This window comes from Pseudomonas sp. BCA17 (genome assembly GCF_004519405.1).
Classification (GTDB): Bacteria; Pseudomonadota; Gammaproteobacteria; order Pseudomonadales; family Pseudomonadaceae; genus Aquipseudomonas.
In genome coordinates this window covers 91,216-107,555 of sequence record NZ_SGWI01000006.1, presented here as the reverse complement: position 1 = coordinate 107,555, position 16,340 = coordinate 91,216, and the positions used below count along the sequence as shown (strand labels likewise).

Genomic DNA, 16,340 nt, shown 5'->3' with positions numbered 1-16,340 from the left:
TTCAGGCAACACGCGTTACCGTTGAGGCTTTTCGCGGGCAAGCCAGCTCCTACAAATGGCGACTTATGCTTAACTGAATGGCATTACCCGTGGCGCTTGCTTTTTTGGAAACGCTGGAACGCCGATCCAGGCCGAGTGTAGGAGCGAGCTTGCTCGCGAAGAACTCACAGGCGCCGTGTGCATTCAGGCAGCACGTGTAATCATTGAGGCTTTTCGCGAGCAAGATGGCTCCTGCTGGGGAAGAAATGCCACTAGTGGCATTTTGACGATTAAGCGAGCCTCCGATAATTTTTCTCGCTACAATCGCCGCCTTTTCCATCTGGTACGGGTTTTTTTCAGCCCCGTAGGTTCTGAGAAATCCATGCTAATCGGTAGCTATTCTCCCTCTTTGGTCGTGATCTCCCTGTTTGTGGCGATACTGGCCTCCTATACCGCGCTGGACATGGCAGGCCGCATCGCAACGACCAAGGGCCGCGCGATTTATTTATGGATGACCGGCGGTGCATTGGCGATGGGCGTGGGCGTGTGGTCCATGCACTTTATCGGCATGCTGGCCCTGCGCTTGCCGTTCGCGTTGGGGTTCGATATGGGCATCACCGCGCTGTCGTTGCTGATCGCGGTGTTGTCCAGCGGCTTTGCCCTATGGCTGGTCAGCCAGCAACGACTGCCGCTTTGGCAATTGCTGTTCGGCGCCTTGGTGATGGGCGCGGGCATCAGCTGCATGCACTACACCGGCATGGCAGCCATGCGCATGACGCCGGGTATCGACTACGACCCCACCTTGTTTGGCGCATCCTTGCTGATCGCAGTGATAGCTTCGGGCGCTGCGTTGTGGATCGCTTTCAACTTGCGGCGCAATACGCCCTATGTACGCTTGGCGCGCGCAGGTGCGGCGGTGGTCATGGGGGTGGCCATCGTCGGCATGCACTACACCGGGATGGCGGCCGCTCAGTTTGCCGACGACAGTTTTTGCGGCGCGGCATTGTCGGGCTTGAGTGGCAAAGGCCTGGATAATCTGGTGCTGGTGACCAGCCTCTCGGTACTGATCATTGCCCTGTTGACCTCCTTGCTCGACGCTCGCCTGGAGGCGCGTACCGCCGTGCTTGCCGACTCCCTGACGCTGGCCAACCAGGAACTCACCCACCTGGCCTTGCACGACATGCTCACCGGTTTGCCCAATCGCCTGTTGCTTTCCGACCGCATCCAGCAAGCGATGCAGACAGTGCACGAGCAGAGTGGCTGCTTCGCTTTGATGTTTATTGACCTGGACGGCTTCAAACCGATCAACGATGCCTTCGGTCACCATATGGGTGACCAGTTGTTGCGCGAAGTGGGTTTACGCTTGCGCGAGGACTTGCGCAGCCAGGACACCCTGGCGCGGATTGGTGGCGATGAGTTCGTGCTCCTGGTGCAACTGATGCAGCCGGAAGACGCGATGGCTCTGGCCGCGCGCCAGGTCGAACTGATAAACCGGGTATTCACGGTGGCCGAACACGATCTGAAGATATCCGCCAGCATCGGCATTGCCCTGTTTCCGGGGAATGGCAGTAAGCCCGAAGAGCTGTTGATGAATGCCGACGCTGCCATGTATCACGCCAAGGGCATGGGCAAGAATGGCTACAGCTTCTTCGATGTGTCGATGAACACCAACGCGCGCAAACAGCTGCAGTTGTTGCAGGACTTGCGCAATGCCCTGGAGCATCGGCAGTTCCGTCTGCATTACCAGCCCAAATTCGATGCAGTCAGTGGTCGGGCGGTCGGCGCTGAAGCGTTGCTGCGTTGGGAGCACCCGCAACAGGGCCTGTTGCTGCCCGCCACCTTTATCGAATTGGCGGAAAAGAGCGGTCTGATCATCCCCATCGGTGAGTGGGTGCTTAATGAGGCCTGCCGTCAGATGGCTCTGTGGCGCCTCAAGGGCTATCACGACTGGCGAATCGCGGTGAATTTGTCGGCGTTGCAGTTCTGTCATTCCGGTCTGGTAAAGAGCGTCGCCGTTGCCCTGGACCGTCATCAATTGCCGGCCAACAGCCTGACCCTGGAAATCACCGAGACCACCGCCATGAGCGACGCCGATGCCAGTATGACGGTACTGCAGCAGCTCTCGGACATGGGCGTCGACCTGTCCATCGACGACTTCGGCACCGGCTATTCCAGCCTGATGTACCTCAAGCGCCTGCCGGCCAACGAGTTGAAGATCGACCGCGGGTTCGTGCGCGACCTGGAGCATGACAGCGACGATGCGGCTATCGTTTCGGCCATCGTCGCGCTAGGCCAGGCCCTCGGGTTGCGAATCGTTGCTGAAGGCGTGGAAACGGATGTCCAGCAAACTTTCCTGACACGCCTGGGGTGCGACGCTCTGCAAGGCTACTTTTTGGGCCACCCGTTACCGGCTGACAGTTTCATGGCCAATATTCAGCGTGCCGAAGGCGCGGCAGTGCCTGACAAAAACGGCGTGTGACGGGTATTCTGAATTCAACCCTAAACGCTTGGTTGAATCAGGAGGCAGCACCCATGGATAAAGTCCTCGTTATCACCGGAGGTAGCCGAGGGATCGGCGCCGAGACGGCCCTGCTGGCTGCTCGGCAGGGCTATCGCATCTGCATCAACTATCAGTCGGATGAAGAGGCTGCCCAGCGCGTGCTGGACCAGGTTCGCGCGTCAGGGGCGCAGGCCATCGCCGTACGGGCGGATGTCAGCATTGAAGACGAGGTGATCGCGCTGTTTCATCGGGTGGATGCCGAGCTGGGCCGTGTCACTGCGCTGGTCAACAACGCCGGCACGGTAGGGCACAAGTCGCGCGTCGATGAGATGTCCGAATTCCGTATCCTGAAAACCATGAAAACCAACGTGTTGGGCCCCATCCTGTGCGCCAAGCATGCGCTGTTGCGCATGTCGCCAAGGCACGGCGGGCAGGGCGGCAGCATTGTCAACGTGTCGTCGGTGGCGGCGCGGCTGGGGGCGCCGGGTGAATATGTCGACTATGCGGCATCCAAGGGCGCTCTGGATACCTTCACCCTTGGCCTGTCAAAAGAGGTGGCGGGCGAGGGCATCCGCGTCAACGCGGTGCGCCCCGGTTATATTTTCACGGACTTCCATGCCCTCAGCGGCGATCCGGACCGCGTCAGCAAGCTGGAGTCCGGTATCCCGATGGCCCGTGGCGGGCGCCCGGATGAAGTGGCGGAAGCGATTATCTGGCTGCTGTCGGACAAGGCTTCCTATACCACCGGCACGTTTCTCGATTTGGGCGGCGGCCGGTAACGCCGCCTGTTGTCAGGTGCGATAGCGCAGCGCCGGGTAACCCTTGCGGGCAAAATCTTCAAGCACACTGGCTTCGGAGTTGGGTGCGATGCGGTAGCCAGTGCCGGATAGGCCGTCGATTTTCCCGTTGCGGCTATGACTGTCGTTCAGGCAGCGGTCATCGAGGTTGTCAATGAACCGCAGCACCTGTTCCAGATTGTAGGCTGCATTGGCCCTGGCGTCGGGGTCCTTGTTGGCGGGAGTCCAGTCACCGACCTGCGCCATGAGCTCATCGAGCAGGTGGTAGTTGTCGCGGTTGCCCAGAAACTCATTGAGTATCGGGCTCTGTTCAATGATCACGTCCGCCGAACGATGGTCACCGTCGGGCCGCCCCATGGGGGCGGTCATCTCGCGGAGTTTTTTCTGTTCCTCTGCGCGCATGTAATTGGGCGGCGTAGGAAGTGGGCCAGGGTGGGCGGGTGAATAAATGGTCATGGGAAGTCTCAACATTCGATGTGCAAATAAGCACCGCTTGATGTGGGAGGAGGTGCTTCCCTTTGTGGTTTATTGTGCAATGTGGTTCCAGCTCAAAACGACCGCACAATCTTCCCCAGTGTCTCCATCGCTTTCTCCGACGCCTCGGTCCAGGGGCTGCCGTAATTCAGCCGGATACAATTCCTGAAGCGCCGGGTTGCCGAAAAAATCGGCCCCGGCGCGATGCTGATGCCTTGGGCCAAGGCCATCTGGAACAGCTTGAGCGAATCGGTCGGCTCCGGCAGTTCCAGCCACAGGAAGTAGCCGCCGGCCGGTTGGCTGACCCGCGTCTGCGCCGGGAAGTAACGGGCAATGGCGGCGAGCATGGCGCTCTGTTGTTCCTCCAGCGCATAGCGCAGTTTGCGCAGGTGCCGGTCATAGCCGCCGTGTTGCAGGTAGTCGGCAATGGCCGCCTGCGCCGGCATGGAAGGGCACAACGAGGTCATCAGCTTCAGGCGCTCGACCTTCTGCGCAAAGCGCCCGGCCGCCACCCAACCGACGCGGTAGCCCGGTGCCAGGCTCTTGGCAAACGAACCGCAATGCATCACCAGCCCCTCTGTGTCGAAGGCTTTCGCCGGTTTGGGTGCTTGTTGCCCGTAATACAGCTCGGCGTACACATCGTCTTCAATCAACGGCACCTGGTGGCTGCGCAGCAGTTCCACCAACGCCTGTTTCCTGGCTTCCGGCAGCGTGGCACCCATCGGGTTCTGGAAGCTGGTCATGGTCCAGCAGGCTTTGATCGGATAGCGCTCCAGGCTTTGCGACAAGGCATTGAGGTCGATGCCATCACGCGGATGCACGGGGATTTCCACGGCCTTGAGTTTCAAGCGTTCCAGCACTTGCAGGCAGGCATAGAACGCCGGCGCTTCGATGGCCACCAAGTCGCCGGGTTCAGTCACGGCTTGCAGGCAGAGGTTGAGGGCTTCGAGGGCACCGTTGGTGATCAGCAGTTCCTCCATGGGCAGCATCAGCCCGCCCACCATGTAGCGCAGGGCAATCTGTCGGCGCAGTTGCGGGTTGCCGGGCGACATGTCGGTGACCACCAGGCGTGGGTCCATCTCGCGACCGGCACGGGTCAGGGAGCGGGCCAGGCGTTGCAGCGGGAACAGCAGGGGGCTGGGGAACGCCGAGCCGAAGGGCACGGTATTCGGGTCCTTGATGGAGTCGAGCACCGAAAACACCAGTTCGCTCACATCCACTTCCGTGGACTCGTGCACCTGTTCGCTCACCACCGGCTCGGAAAACGGGCTGGGTGCATGGGTGTTGACGAAGTAGCCCGAACGCGGTCGTGCGCGGATCAGTCCACGCCGTTCCAACAGGTAGTAGGCCTGGAATACCGTGGAGGGGCTGACGCCGTAGGTCTGGCTGGCATAGCGCACTGACGGTACCCGCTGGCCGGGGCCGAGGACGCCGGAGCGGATCAGTTCTGCGATGTCGTCGGCGAATTTTTCGTAGCGTTTCATGGGGGCCTTAGGCAGTTCTTCAGGTTGAGCACGGCAAGAAAGTGGGAGGGGGTTGCTTCCGGTAGTCAGTGGTACCTATACACCTGGGGTCCCAAGTGGGGCCTGTGGTGAGGGAGCTTGCTCCCGTGGCGGCCTGTCAGTCTGCCGGGATGTTGGAACAGATTGCGTACATATCCATTGCTGCGGTAACGGCGACTTAGGGTTCCGCCCTTACGGCGGGTCACTTTTGGAAAAGAGCCCCAAAAGTAACCAAAAAGGCTCTTGCCCCACCACTCGGCACCTCGCTCAGGCTCGGTGTGCCCGAACGCAGGCTTGAATCCGTGGGCCGCCGTCATGGGCCATCCCTGGCCCAGGACGGCTAACCCGGCGTCCTGCCGGGTTACCCACGGATTCAAGCCTGAGTTCGGCCAGCGTGGTTTAACGGGGCGCCTAGGATCAAGATCAAGATCAAAAGCAAAGCAAAGCAAGTAGCCAGGTAGCGCCATCGTTTGTTAAGTGCTCTTTTGTTTCAACATCGGGTTGTCAGCGGTTCAGCGGTGCCACAAAGCGGCTGTCGGCAGCGCTATGGATCCAAGGCTCATCCACATCCGTTACCTTGAAGCGCAGGGGTTGTGAACTGCTTGCCGGCTTGTCCGCCAGCAGTACCACTGACACTGGTATATCGCTGATTTCCCCCGGTGCCAGGCTGATCTCGGTCTTGCCTTGCAGCTGGTAACCCTCGGCGTTTTCCAGTTCGAGGCGGTAGTCCTGGCGTTGCTGGGTCTTGTTGATGACCTTGAGGCTGTAGATATTCTCGATCATGCCCTGGCTGTTCTCGCGGAACATGCCACGGTCTTTGGTCACGTCCAGCGATACCATCGGCCGCTGCACCAGCGCCACCACCAACGCGGCGATCATTACCAGCAACACCGCACTGTAGCCGATCAGGCGCGGCCTGAGCAGGTGGGTTTTGCCGCCTTGCAGTTGGTGTTCCGAGGTGTAGCTGACGAGGCCGCGGGCATACCCCATTTTGTCCATGATCGAGTCGCAGGCGTCGATGCACGCCGCGCAGCCGATGCACTCCATTTGCAAGCCGTCGCGGATGTCGATGCCGGTAGGGCAGACCTGTACGCACAGTTGGCAGTCGATGCAGTCACCCAGGCCGACGTCGGCGGGTTTCACCTCGCGTTTGCGTGGGCCACGCTGTTCGCCACGGGCCACATCGTAGGAAATGGTCAGGGTGTCCTTATCGAACATTACACTCTGGAATCGCGCATAGGGGCACATGTGCATGCACACCGCTTCGCGCAGCCAGCCTGCATTGATGTAGGTCGCGCCGGTGAAGAACAACACCCAGAACAGACTGACGCCGCCTATCTGCCAGGTCAGCAGGTCGGCAGCCAGAGGGCGGATCGGTGTGAAATAGCCGACAAAGGTCAAGCCGGTCAGCACGCTGATGGCCAGCCACAAGGTGTGCTTGGCCGAGCGCCGTGCCAGTTTGCCGAGGCTCCAGGGGGCCGCCTGCAGCTTGATGCGCTGGTTGCGTTCGCCTTCGGTGACTTTCTCGCACCACATGAACAGCCAGGTAAACGAACTTTGCGGGCAGGTATAACCGCACCACACACGTCCGGCGAAAACGGTGATGGCAAACAGGCCAAAGGCGCAGATGATCAGCAGCGCCGAGAGGAGGATGAAGTCCTGGGGCCAGAAGGTCGCCCCGAAAATATGGAATTTACTTTCGGCCAGGTCCCACAGTACCGCCTGGCGTCCGCCCCAGTTCAGCCACACGGTGCCGAAAAATGCCAGGAACAGGAAGCCGGCGCCGGTCACGCGCAGAGTGCGGAACAGGCCGGTAAAGCTGCGGGTATGGATCAGGTTGTCGCTGGATTTGGCCTTTACCTTCTTTGGGTACAGGGGCTCAAAGGTTTCCACGGTTGGGATTCGTTCGCTCATGGTCGTTCGCTCATCAGCCTCCATCAGGCCAATGAACTATGCGCGTGGCTCTGTTTGCATAACAGACTCAGCTATGGTGATAAAAAGCGGATCAGATGGGCTGTGATGCGGTCACTGCGACAATGTGCTGCACCCCATTTCGTGTGGGGTGCAGGGCAGGTTTGAGGTGCAGCTGATACAGGTCGGTCAAATCACCGAACCATCGTCGGTCGCCTTCACATGCTCGCGCCCATCCGTGGCCCCTGCCACGGTCAATGCATCCGCCTGCGCTTCAGTGATGTAGATGCGCTGACCCTCGAGGGCCACAAACGACATGGACTTGGCGCTGTCTGTGCGCACCGTTACCTCGGCGGCATTCACGCGTTGCTCCTGACCATTTTCATCGACCTTGAAGTAACACGTCTGGTGCTCGATACGGACGGGCATGGTGATTTCCTCTCTTATGACAGTTGATGCAATTTAGGGCGTGTGGTTTGCCGGGTGTTCCAGGCAACTGACTGACGGTCGCCGCTGTCCATGCAGTAATGATCATAAAAAAGGATAGGTTCCATGGACGCGTGGTGGCATGAAGTGTGGCGGACCCTTGTGGCCGAGTTTGCCGATATCGGCGATGCCAGGCAGCTCACCCAAGTCACTGTGCGGCTGGTGATCGCCGCGATCCTGGGGGGCATTCTCGGGTTTGAACGTGAACAAAAAGGCAAGGCGGCCGGGGTGCGTACCCACATGTTGGTGGCAATGGGAGCCGCCTTGTTCGTGATGGTGCCCCAGATGTCTGGCAGCCAGGCGGACGCCATGAGCCGTGTATTGCAGGGCGTCATTGCGGGCATTGGTTTCCTGGGGGCCGGCACGATTCTCAAGGGCAAGGAAGATGAGGAAGGTCAGCACGTCAAAGGGCTGACCACTGCCGCAGGCCTGTGGATGACCGCCGCCATTGGCGTGGCGGCGGGGATGGGGCGTGAATCCACGGCGGTGCTCAGCACCTTGTTGGCCTTGGCGGTGTTCAGCATCATGCCGCGGATCGTCAAGCGGCTGGAAAAGGACTGACGATCACCGGTGGCATGGTTGTCGGCGGTTCTTGCACCGGTGGGGGCTGGTCTTCCGGTGGTTCCTTCTCCGGAATCGGCTCCGGCTCGGTCGGCGGCAGCGTGGGTTTGTCGATATTCGGGTCCGGGGTTTCAGCCGGGATCGGGATAGTCATCGGTGTGGCCTCCTTTGTGCTTTGCTCTATCGGTGGACAGCCACCTGAGCGAATTGATTCCCGCCCGATGGCGGCATATCCACCTGAACTTTTAACCCAGGCCCAGGCTCGGACCTATGACGGCCCTGCTCAGGAAGAGCACTGGCGTATCGGAATTCGGATCAAGCACACAAGCGCGTCCGCAAGGCGTTAGGGGGATAGGCTCGATGACAGCTGAAACACAGGCTCCAGAAGATTCCCGATTGCCGCTGTCCCAGGCGTTGTTATTGCCCAGGATCGCGATTGAAAGCACCACCCCTGTGATCGACGGCGGCGAGTTCGCCGTGAAAGCTGTGGTAGGGCAGCGCATCAACGTCACCAGTAAGGTATTTGCCGACGGCCATGACCAGCTTGCGGTGCTGATCCGCTGGCGGGCCTTGCATGAGCAAAGCTGGCACAGCGTGGTGATGACGGATGTCGGCAACAACGGCTGGGAAGGCGGGTTTAACGTCACGACCCAAGGCCCCCACGAATTTTGCATCGAAGCCTGGATCGATACCTTCGCCAGCTTCTGCTACGAGTTGCGCAAGAAACACGAGGCCGGAGTGCCGGTCAGCCTGGAGTTGCAGGAAGGTCGCAGCCTGGTGTTGCAGGCCGCCGAACGCAGTGACAATGAGCTGCGCGACCGCCTGATGCTGCTGCATCACGAACTCTCCGGCTTGCTGGAAACCGAGCAGGTCGCCCAGTTTCTGCACGAAGACAGTGCACACCTGATGACCCAGGCCGACCATCGTGCCTATCTGAGCATCAGTACGATCTACCCGGTCGACGTGGAGCGCGAGCGCGCGCAATTCGCCAGTTGGTACGAGCTGTTTCCCCGCTCGATCACCGACGATCCGGCGCGCCACGGCACATTCAACGATGTGCATTCACGCCTGGCGATGATCCAGGACATGGGGTTTGACGTGCTGTATTTCCCGCCGATCCACCCGATTGGCCGCAGCCACCGCAAGGGCAAGAACAATGCGTTGATGGCGGGGCCCGAGGATCCAGGCAGCCCCTACGCGATCGGCAGCGAGGAAGGTGGCCACGAAGCCATTCACCCGCAACTGGGCAGCCGCGACGACTTCCGCCGTCTGGTCCGGGCCGCGGCCGACCATGGCTTGGAGATCGCGCTGGACTTCGCCATCCAGTGCTCCCAGGACCATCCGTGGCTCAAGCAGCACCCGGGCTGGTTCAACTGGCGCCCGGACGGCACGATCAAATACGCTGAGAACCCACCGAAAAAATACCAGGACATCGTCAACGTCGACTTTTATGCGGCCGATGCGATTCCGAGCTTGTGGACCGAGTTGCGCGACATCGTGGTGGGCTGGGTGGAAGAGGGCGTGAAGACCTTTCGTGTCGATAACCCCCACACCAAACCGCTGCCGTTCTGGCAATGGCTGATCAGCGATGTGCGTGCCAAGTATCCCGAGGTGATTTTCCTCGCTGAAGCCTTTACCACGCCGGCAATGATGGCGCGCCTGGGCAAGGTCGGTTATTCCCAGAGCTACACCTACTTCACATGGCGTAATACCAAGGCCGAGTTGAGCGAATACTTGACGCAACTGGGTCAGTCGCCATGGCGTGAGTGCTACCGGCCGAACTTCTTCGTCAATACGCCGGACATCAACCCTGGCTTCCTGCATGAGTCCGGTCGCCCGGGCTTCTTGATCCGCGCCGCGCTGGCCACCATGGGTTCGGGGTTGTGGGGCATGTATTCGGGCTTCGAACTATGCGAATCCGCGCCCGTGCCGGGCAAGGAAGAGTACCTGGACTCCGAGAAGTATGAGATCCGCCCACGGGACTTTACCGCGCCCGGCAACATCATCGCCGAGATCGCCCAGCTCAACCGTATCCGTCGACAAAACCCGGCGTTGCACACGCACTTGGGGCTGAAGCTGTACAACGCCTGGAACGACAACATCCTGTATTTCGGCAAGCGCAGCGAGGAGGGCGACAACTTCATCCTGGTGGCGATCAACCTCGATCCCTATAACGCCCAGGAAGCTCACTTCGAACTGCCGTTGTGGGAACTGGGGCTGCCGGACGACGCCCAGACCCAGGGCGAAGACCTGATGAGCGGCCATCGCTGGACCTGGTATGGCAAGACCCAGTGGACACGGCTTGAACCGCAGATGCCGTTTGGGATCTGGCGCATCACCACTTCTTGAGTCTGTTGGAAATAAACGTGTGGGAGGGGGCTCGCCCCCGATAGCGACGTGTCGGCCAGTTCGCGTATGGCTGACTCAGCGTAACCGGGTGTGAGCCCCTTCCCACGTCAATGAGTCCTTCAGGCCGATGATCAAGTATTCCAGGAGTTTCCAATGGCGAAGAACCCCAAGCCTGCCACGTTCATAAAAGACCCGCTCTGGTACAAGGATGCGGTGATCTATCAGGTTCACGTCAAATCCTTTTTCGACGCCAATAACGACGGCATCGGCGACTTTCCCGGCCTGATCGCCAAGCTCGACTACATCGCCGATCTGGGCGTCAACACGATCTGGCTGTTGCCGTTCTACCCCTCGCCACGCCGCGATGATGGCTACGATATCGCCGAGTACCAGGGGGTGCACAGCGACTACGGCACCATGGCCGACGCCAAGCGCTTTATCGCCCAGGCGCATAAGCGCGGGCTGCGGGTCATCACCGAACTGGTGATCAACCACACTTCCGACCAGCATCCCTGGTTCCAGCGCGCACGCAAGGCCAAGCCGGGTTCGGCGGCGCGGGATTTCTACGTGTGGTCCGATGACGACCAGAAATACGACGGCACCCGCATCATCTTCCTCGACACCGAAAAGTCCAACTGGACCTGGGACCCGGTCGCCGGCCAGTACTTCTGGCACCGCTTTTATTCGCACCAGCCGGACCTGAACTTCGATAACCCGCAGGTCATGGAGGCGGTGTTGTCGGTGATGCGTTATTGGCTCGACATGGGCATCGATGGCTTGCGGTTGGATGCCATTCCCTACCTGATCGAGCGCGATGGCACCAACAACGAGAACCTTCCTGAAACCCACGACGTGCTCAAGCGGATCCGCGCCGAAATCGACGCCCATTACCCCGACCGCATGCTGCTGGCCGAGGCCAACCAATGGCCGGAAGATACGCAGCTCTACTTCGGCGAGCAAAACGGCGATGACGGCGATGAATGCCATATGGCTTTTCACTTCCCGCTGATGCCGCGCATGTATATGGCGCTGGCCCAGGAAGACCGTTTTCCCATCACCGATATTCTGCGCCAGACGCCGGAGATCCCCGCCAATTGCCAGTGGGCGATTTTCCTGCGCAACCATGATGAGCTGACCCTGGAGATGGTCACCGACAAGGAACGTGACTACCTGTGGAACTATTACGCCGCCGACCGTCGTGCGCGGATCAACCTGGGCATTCGTCGGCGCCTGGCGCCGCTGATGGAGCGAGACCGCCGCCGTATTGAGTTGCTCAACAGCCTCTTGCTGTCGATGCCCGGCACGCCGACGCTGTATTACGGCGATGAAATCGGCATGGGCGACAATATCTACCTGGGCGACCGCGACGGCGTACGCACACCCATGCAGTGGTCCATCGACCGCAACGGCGGGTTCTCTCGCGCCGACCCGGCCAGCCTGGTGCTGCCGCCGATCATGGACCCGCAATATGGCTACCTGTCGGTGAACGTCGAAACCCAGACCCAGGATCCGCATTCTTTGCTGAACTGGACCCGGCGCATGTTGGCGGTGCGCAAACAGTCCAAAGCGTTCGGGCGGGGCAGCCTGAAGATGCTCTCGCCGAGCAACCGCCGCATTCTTGCGTATACCCGTGAGTACACCGGGGAAGACGGGCGTACCGAAATCATCCTGTGCGTGGCCAACGTGTCACGCAGCGCCCAGGCCGCCGAGCTGGACCTGTCGGCGTTCGCCGGCATGGTGCCGGTGGAGATGCTCGGTGGTAACGCGTTCCCGCCTATCGGCCAACTGAATTTCCTGCTGACTCTGGCGCCGTATGGCTTCTACTGGTTCGTGCTCGCGGCGCAGAACCAGATGCCCAGTTGGCATGTGGAACCGGCGCAAAGCATGCCTGACTTCACCACCTTGGTCCTGAAAAAACGCATGGAAGAATTACTCGAAGAACCGTGTCGCACCACCCTGGAACAAACCTCGCTGCCGAGCTGGTTGCCCAAGCGCCGTTGGTTTGCCGGCAAGGACGCCACCATCGACCGTGTGCATATCGCCTATGGTGTGCGGTTCGGCGACGCCGGGCAGCCGGTACTGCTCAGCGAAATCGATGTGACCAGCGGCGGCCAGGTCAACCGTTACCAGTTGCCGTTCGGCTTTCTTGCCGAAGACCAGTTCACCAGCGCCTTGCCCCAGCAACTGGCCATGGCCCGGGTGCGCCGGGCACGTCAGGTCGGGTTGGTAACCGATGCGTTCAGCCTCGAGCACTTCGTCCGCGCCGTTATCCAGGGCCTGCAAGCCGGTTCGGTGCTGAACACCGTTGAAGGCGATCTGCATTTCGAAGCCACGTCCCATCTGGGCGGCCTGGCGCTGACGGACACCACGCAGGTGCGCTACCTCTCGGCCGAGCAGTCCAACAGCTCGGTGGTGGTGGGTGAGAGCCTGGTGCTCAAGCTCATCCGCAAGGTCAGCAGCGGCGTCCACCCGGAACTGGAAATGAGCGCTTACCTGACCGCCGCCGGCTATCCCAATATCTCGCCGCTGATGGGGTCGGTGATTCGTCGCGACACCCAGGGCCAGGACAACCTGTTGATGATTGCCCAGGGCTACTTGAGCAATCAGGGCGATGCCTGGGCCTGGACGCAAAACAACCTGGAGCGGGCGATTCGCGACGAGCTTGAGGAGGCTGTGTCCGAACAGGAGCAGCATTACAACGCCCTCGGCGAACTCAAGGATTTCGCCGGGTTGCTGGGGCAGCGGCTGGGTGAGATGCACCAGGCATTGGCTGCGCCGACCACCAACCCGGACTTCAAGCCCGAAGCCACCACGGTCAAGCACACCCAGGCCTGGGCCAAGGATGTCGGCGCGCAGATCGAGCGCGCCCTGCAATTGCTTAAAGTTCACCAAACCCAGTTGAACCCCGCCGATCAGGCGTTGGTCAGTGAATTGCTGGGCCAGAAAAAGGCCATCGGCGGTCATGTCCAGGCGCTGGCGAAAGCCTCGGCGGGCGGGCTGCGGATTCGGGTGCACGGTGACTTGCACCTGGGGCAGGTGCTGGTGGTCAAGGGGGATGCGTTCCTGATCGATTTTGAAGGGGAGCCGGCGCGGCCGCTGCATGAGCGGCGTGGCAAGCACAGCCCCTACAAAGATGTGAGCGGCGTGTTGCGCTCCTTTGACTACGCGGCGGCAATGGCCCTTAGCGCGCAAGGACAAGGCGTGGATCACTCGCCTGAGGCCGAGCGTGCGCGCAAACGCGTGACGGATCGCTACCTCACAGAGGCAAGGCACGCGTTCACCCAGGCTTATCAGGAGGCGACGTCTACACTGGCGCATGACTGGCAGGATGCCGGTGGCCAGGATGCGGCGCTGACGTTGTTCAGCCTGGAGAAGGCCGCGTACGAAGTGGCCTATGAAGCGGAAAACCGCCCGAGCTGGTTGCCGGTGCCCTTGCAGGGTCTGCACAGCTTGCTCAGTGGGCTTGAATCTATATCGAAAAATGCACGCGGTGGGGAAACGTCATGAGTTATACGCATAAAGAACCGCTGCAGCCCAAGTTGACTGCAATACCGGCGTCCAAGGACGTCGAAGCGTTGGTACGCGCCGAGCACCCGGACCCGTTCTCGATACTGGGGCCGCACGATGACGAGCAGGGCGGCCAATTTATCCGCGCCTTTTTGCCGCAGGCCCTGAGTGTCCAGGTCTTGAGCCGTGACAGCGGTGAGGTGATCGGCAGCCTGGAGTCGACCCAGGTGCCAGGCTTGTTTGTCGGGCAGTTCGGCACGCGCCAGGCGTACCTGCTGAAAATCCAGTGGGCCGGTGGTGAGCAAATCACCGAGGACCCCTACAGTTTCGGCCAACTGCTGCTCGGCGAAATGGACCTGTACCTGTTTGCCGAAGGCAATCATCGCGACCTGAGCAGCTGCCTGGGGGCCCAGGTCACCACGGTGGATGGCGTACAGGGCGTGCGTTTTGCCGTGTGGGCACCGAATGCCCGGCGCGTATCGGTGGTGGGCGACTTCAACATCTGGGACGGGCGCCGCCATCCGATGCGCCTGCGCCATCCTTCCGGGGTGTGGGAGATCTTCATTCCACGCCTGCAACCGGGTGCGGCGTACAAGTATGAAATACTCGGTGCCCACGGAATTCTGCCACTCAAGGCCGACCCCATGGCCCTGGCCACCCAGCTGCCGCCGGACACCGCGTCCAAAGTCGCCGCGCCGTTGCAGGTGGACTGGCAGGACCACGCGTGGATGCAGTCACGCAGCGAACGACAGAAGACCACGGCACCGTTGTCGATCTACGAGCTGCATGTGGGTTCCTGGCAATGCGAACTGGACGAGGCGGGCGAAGTGGCCCGCCAATATGGATGGCGTGAACTGGCCGAGCGCCTGATCCCCTATGTGCAGTCATTGGGCTTCACCCATGTCGAATTGATGCCGATCATGGAGCATCCGTTCGGTGGCTCGTGGGGTTATCAGGCGTTGTCACAATTCGCGCCAAGCGCCCGATTCGGTTCGCCGGAGGATTTCGGCTATTTCGTCAACGCGCTGCACCAGGCCGATATCGGGATAATTCTTGATTGGGTGCCGGCGCATTTTCCTACCGATACCCACGGTTTGGCGCAGTTCGATGGTACTGCGCTGTACGAATACGCCAACCCGCTGGAAGGCTTTCATCAGGATTGGGACACCCTGATCTACAACCTGGGGCGCACCGAAGTACATGGCTTCATGCTGGCTTCGGCGTTGCACTGGCTCAAGCATTTTCATGTCGATGGCCTGCGGGTGGATGCGGTGGCATCGATGCTGTACCGCGACTATTCACGCAAAGCCGGCGAGTGGGTGCCTAACCGCCATGGCGGCCGGGAGAACCTGGAAGCCATCGACTTCCTGCGCCACTTGAACGATGTGGTCGCACTGGAAGCGCCAGGTGCGCTGGTGATCGCCGAGGAATCCACCGCCTGGCCTGGCGTCAGCCAACCTACCCAACAAGGTGGCCTGGGTTTCAACTACAAATGGAACATGGGCTGGATGCACGACTCGTTGCATTACATCCAGCAAGACCCGGTGTACCGCGCCCACCATCACAATGAGCTGAGTTTCGGCCTAGTGTACGCCTGGTCCGAGCGCTTTATCCTGCCGATCTCCCACGATGAAGTGGTGCACGGCAAACACTCGCTGATTGACAAGATGCCTGGCGATCGCTGGCAGAAGTTCGCCAACCTGCGCGCCTACCTGAGCTTCATGTGGATGCATCCAGGCAAGAAGCTGCTGTTCATGGGGTGTGAGTTCGGCCAGTGGCGCGAGTGGAACCACGACCAGCAATTGGACTGGTACCTGTTGCAATACGCAGAACACAAGGGTGTGCAAAAGCTGGTAGGTGACCTCAACCGCCTGTACCGCGAAGAGCCTGCGCTGCACGATCAGGACGATTCGCCCCAGGGCTTCCAGTGGCTGATCGGCGACGACGCAATCAACAGCGTCTATGCCTGGCTGCGCTGGAGCAAGGAGGGCAGGCCTGTGTTGGTGGTGGCTAACTTCACCCCGGTGCCGCGCGAAGCCTACAGCGTCGGTGTACCGTTTGCCGGACGTTGGAGCGAGGTCATCAACAGCGATGCCGACACCTACGCCGGCTCCAATTACGGCAATGGAGGCGCCGTGTTCACCCAGGAAGAACCCCGCCACGGGCAACCGGTGTCGCTGTCGTTGAATCTGCCGCCATTGGGGGTGCTGATTCTGCGGCCGGAAGGGCTTTAAGGGCTCTGGGACCGGCGAGACGGTTGTCCCGGCTGCTGGC

At 60.6% G+C, this 16,340-nt stretch carries 11 protein-coding genes; 6 read left to right on the top strand and 5 right to left on the bottom strand.

Annotated elements, in window-relative coordinates:
* Positions 1-361: 361 nt before the first annotated feature.
* Complete coding sequence (locus EXW71_RS21275) at positions 362-2,458, top strand: bifunctional diguanylate cyclase/phosphodiesterase (protein WP_134660777.1); 2,097 nt, start codon at positions 362-364, stop codon at positions 2,456-2,458.
* Between the two features lie 53 nt (positions 2,459-2,511).
* Positions 2,512-3,258, top strand: coding sequence for an SDR family oxidoreductase (locus tag EXW71_RS21270; RefSeq protein ID WP_134660776.1), 747 nt, complete (start codon positions 2,512-2,514; stop codon positions 3,256-3,258).
* Between the two features lie 12 nt (positions 3,259-3,270).
* Here the strand turns inward: EXW71_RS21270 and EXW71_RS21265 are convergent, their stop codons facing one another.
* From EXW71_RS21265 to EXW71_RS21240, 4 genes are all read right to left on the bottom strand, one after another.
* Positions 3,271-3,732, bottom strand: a complete 462-nt coding sequence (locus EXW71_RS21265) for a hypothetical protein (protein WP_256657131.1) — start codon at positions 3,730-3,732, stop codon at positions 3,271-3,273.
* Between the two features lie 92 nt (positions 3,733-3,824).
* Positions 3,825-5,234: a GntR family transcriptional regulator MpaR gene (gene mapR / locus EXW71_RS21260; RefSeq protein ID WP_123718845.1), complete on the bottom strand. Its 1,410-nt coding sequence runs from the start codon at positions 5,232-5,234 to the stop codon at positions 3,825-3,827.
* Between the two features lie 522 nt (positions 5,235-5,756).
* Positions 5,757-7,166 carry a cytochrome c oxidase accessory protein CcoG gene (ccoG, locus tag EXW71_RS21245; RefSeq protein ID WP_134660775.1) on the bottom strand — a complete coding sequence of 470 codons (1,410 nt, stop codon included), beginning with the start codon at positions 7,164-7,166 and terminating at the stop codon, positions 5,757-5,759.
* Positions 7,167-7,352: 186 nt separating this feature from the next.
* Entirely contained in the window at positions 7,353-7,592 is a 240-nt protein-coding gene (locus EXW71_RS21240) for a DUF3203 family protein (protein WP_134660774.1), read from the bottom strand.
* Positions 7,593-7,715: 123 nt separating this feature from the next.
* Here EXW71_RS21240 and EXW71_RS21235 point away from each other — a divergent pair, with 123 nt between their 5' ends.
* Positions 7,716-8,210, top strand: coding sequence for an MgtC/SapB family protein (locus EXW71_RS21235; RefSeq protein ID WP_134660773.1), 495 nt, complete (start codon positions 7,716-7,718; stop codon positions 8,208-8,210).
* Here the strand turns inward: EXW71_RS21235 and EXW71_RS28830 are convergent.
* A complete protein-coding gene (locus tag EXW71_RS28830) occupies positions 8,188-8,364 on the bottom strand; it encodes a hypothetical protein (RefSeq protein WP_167659691.1) in 177 nt (58 codons plus the stop codon). The two genes, EXW71_RS21235 and EXW71_RS28830, sit on opposite strands and share 23 nt — an antisense overlap.
* Before the next feature lie 206 nt (positions 8,365-8,570).
* Here EXW71_RS28830 and EXW71_RS21230 point away from each other — a divergent pair, with 206 nt between their 5' ends.
* The 3 genes from EXW71_RS21230 to glgB all read left to right on the top strand — a co-directional run bounded on the left by EXW71_RS21230 (position 8,571) and on the right by glgB (position 16,300).
* Positions 8,571-10,559: an alpha-1,4-glucan--maltose-1-phosphate maltosyltransferase gene (locus EXW71_RS21230; protein WP_134660772.1), complete on the top strand. Its 1,989-nt coding sequence runs from the start codon at positions 8,571-8,573 to the stop codon at positions 10,557-10,559.
* A 153-nt stretch (positions 10,560-10,712) separates the two neighbouring features.
* The gene (gene treS, locus EXW71_RS21225) at positions 10,713-14,066 is read left to right on the top strand and encodes a maltose alpha-D-glucosyltransferase (RefSeq protein ID WP_134660771.1); all 3,354 of its coding nucleotides are present in this window, start codon (positions 10,713-10,715) and stop codon (positions 14,064-14,066) included.
* Positions 14,063-16,300 carry a 1,4-alpha-glucan branching protein GlgB gene (gene glgB / locus EXW71_RS21220; protein WP_134660770.1) on the top strand — a complete coding sequence of 746 codons (2,238 nt, stop codon included), beginning with the start codon at positions 14,063-14,065 and terminating at the stop codon, positions 16,298-16,300. The genes treS and glgB overlap by 4 nt, the downstream gene beginning before the upstream one ends.
* Positions 16,301-16,340 lie beyond the last annotated feature (40 nt).

Coding starts and splice junctions, on each gene's coding strand:
- EXW71_RS21275 (WP_134660777.1), top strand. CDS start 362: ATGCTAATCGGTAGCTATTCTCCCTCTTTGGTCGTGATCTCCCTGTTT.
- EXW71_RS21270 (WP_134660776.1), top strand. CDS start 2,512: ATGGATAAAGTCCTCGTTATCACCGGAGGTAGCCGAGGGATCGGCGCC.
- EXW71_RS21265 (WP_256657131.1), bottom strand. CDS start 3,732: ATGACCATTTATTCACCCGCCCACCCTGGCCCACTTCCTACGCCGCCC.
- mapR (WP_123718845.1), bottom strand. CDS start 5,234: ATGAAACGCTACGAAAAATTCGCCGACGACATCGCAGAACTGATCCGC.
- ccoG (WP_134660775.1), bottom strand. CDS start 7,166: ATGAGCGAACGAATCCCAACCGTGGAAACCTTTGAGCCCCTGTACCCA.
- EXW71_RS21240 (WP_134660774.1), bottom strand. CDS start 7,592: ATGCCCGTCCGTATCGAGCACCAGACGTGTTACTTCAAGGTCGATGAA.
- EXW71_RS21235 (WP_134660773.1), top strand. CDS start 7,716: ATGGACGCGTGGTGGCATGAAGTGTGGCGGACCCTTGTGGCCGAGTTT.
- EXW71_RS28830 (WP_167659691.1), bottom strand. CDS start 8,364: ATGACTATCCCGATCCCGGCTGAAACCCCGGACCCGAATATCGACAAA.
- EXW71_RS21230 (WP_134660772.1), top strand. CDS start 8,571: ATGACAGCTGAAACACAGGCTCCAGAAGATTCCCGATTGCCGCTGTCC.
- treS (WP_134660771.1), top strand. CDS start 10,713: ATGGCGAAGAACCCCAAGCCTGCCACGTTCATAAAAGACCCGCTCTGG.
- glgB (WP_134660770.1), top strand. CDS start 14,063: ATGAGTTATACGCATAAAGAACCGCTGCAGCCCAAGTTGACTGCAATA.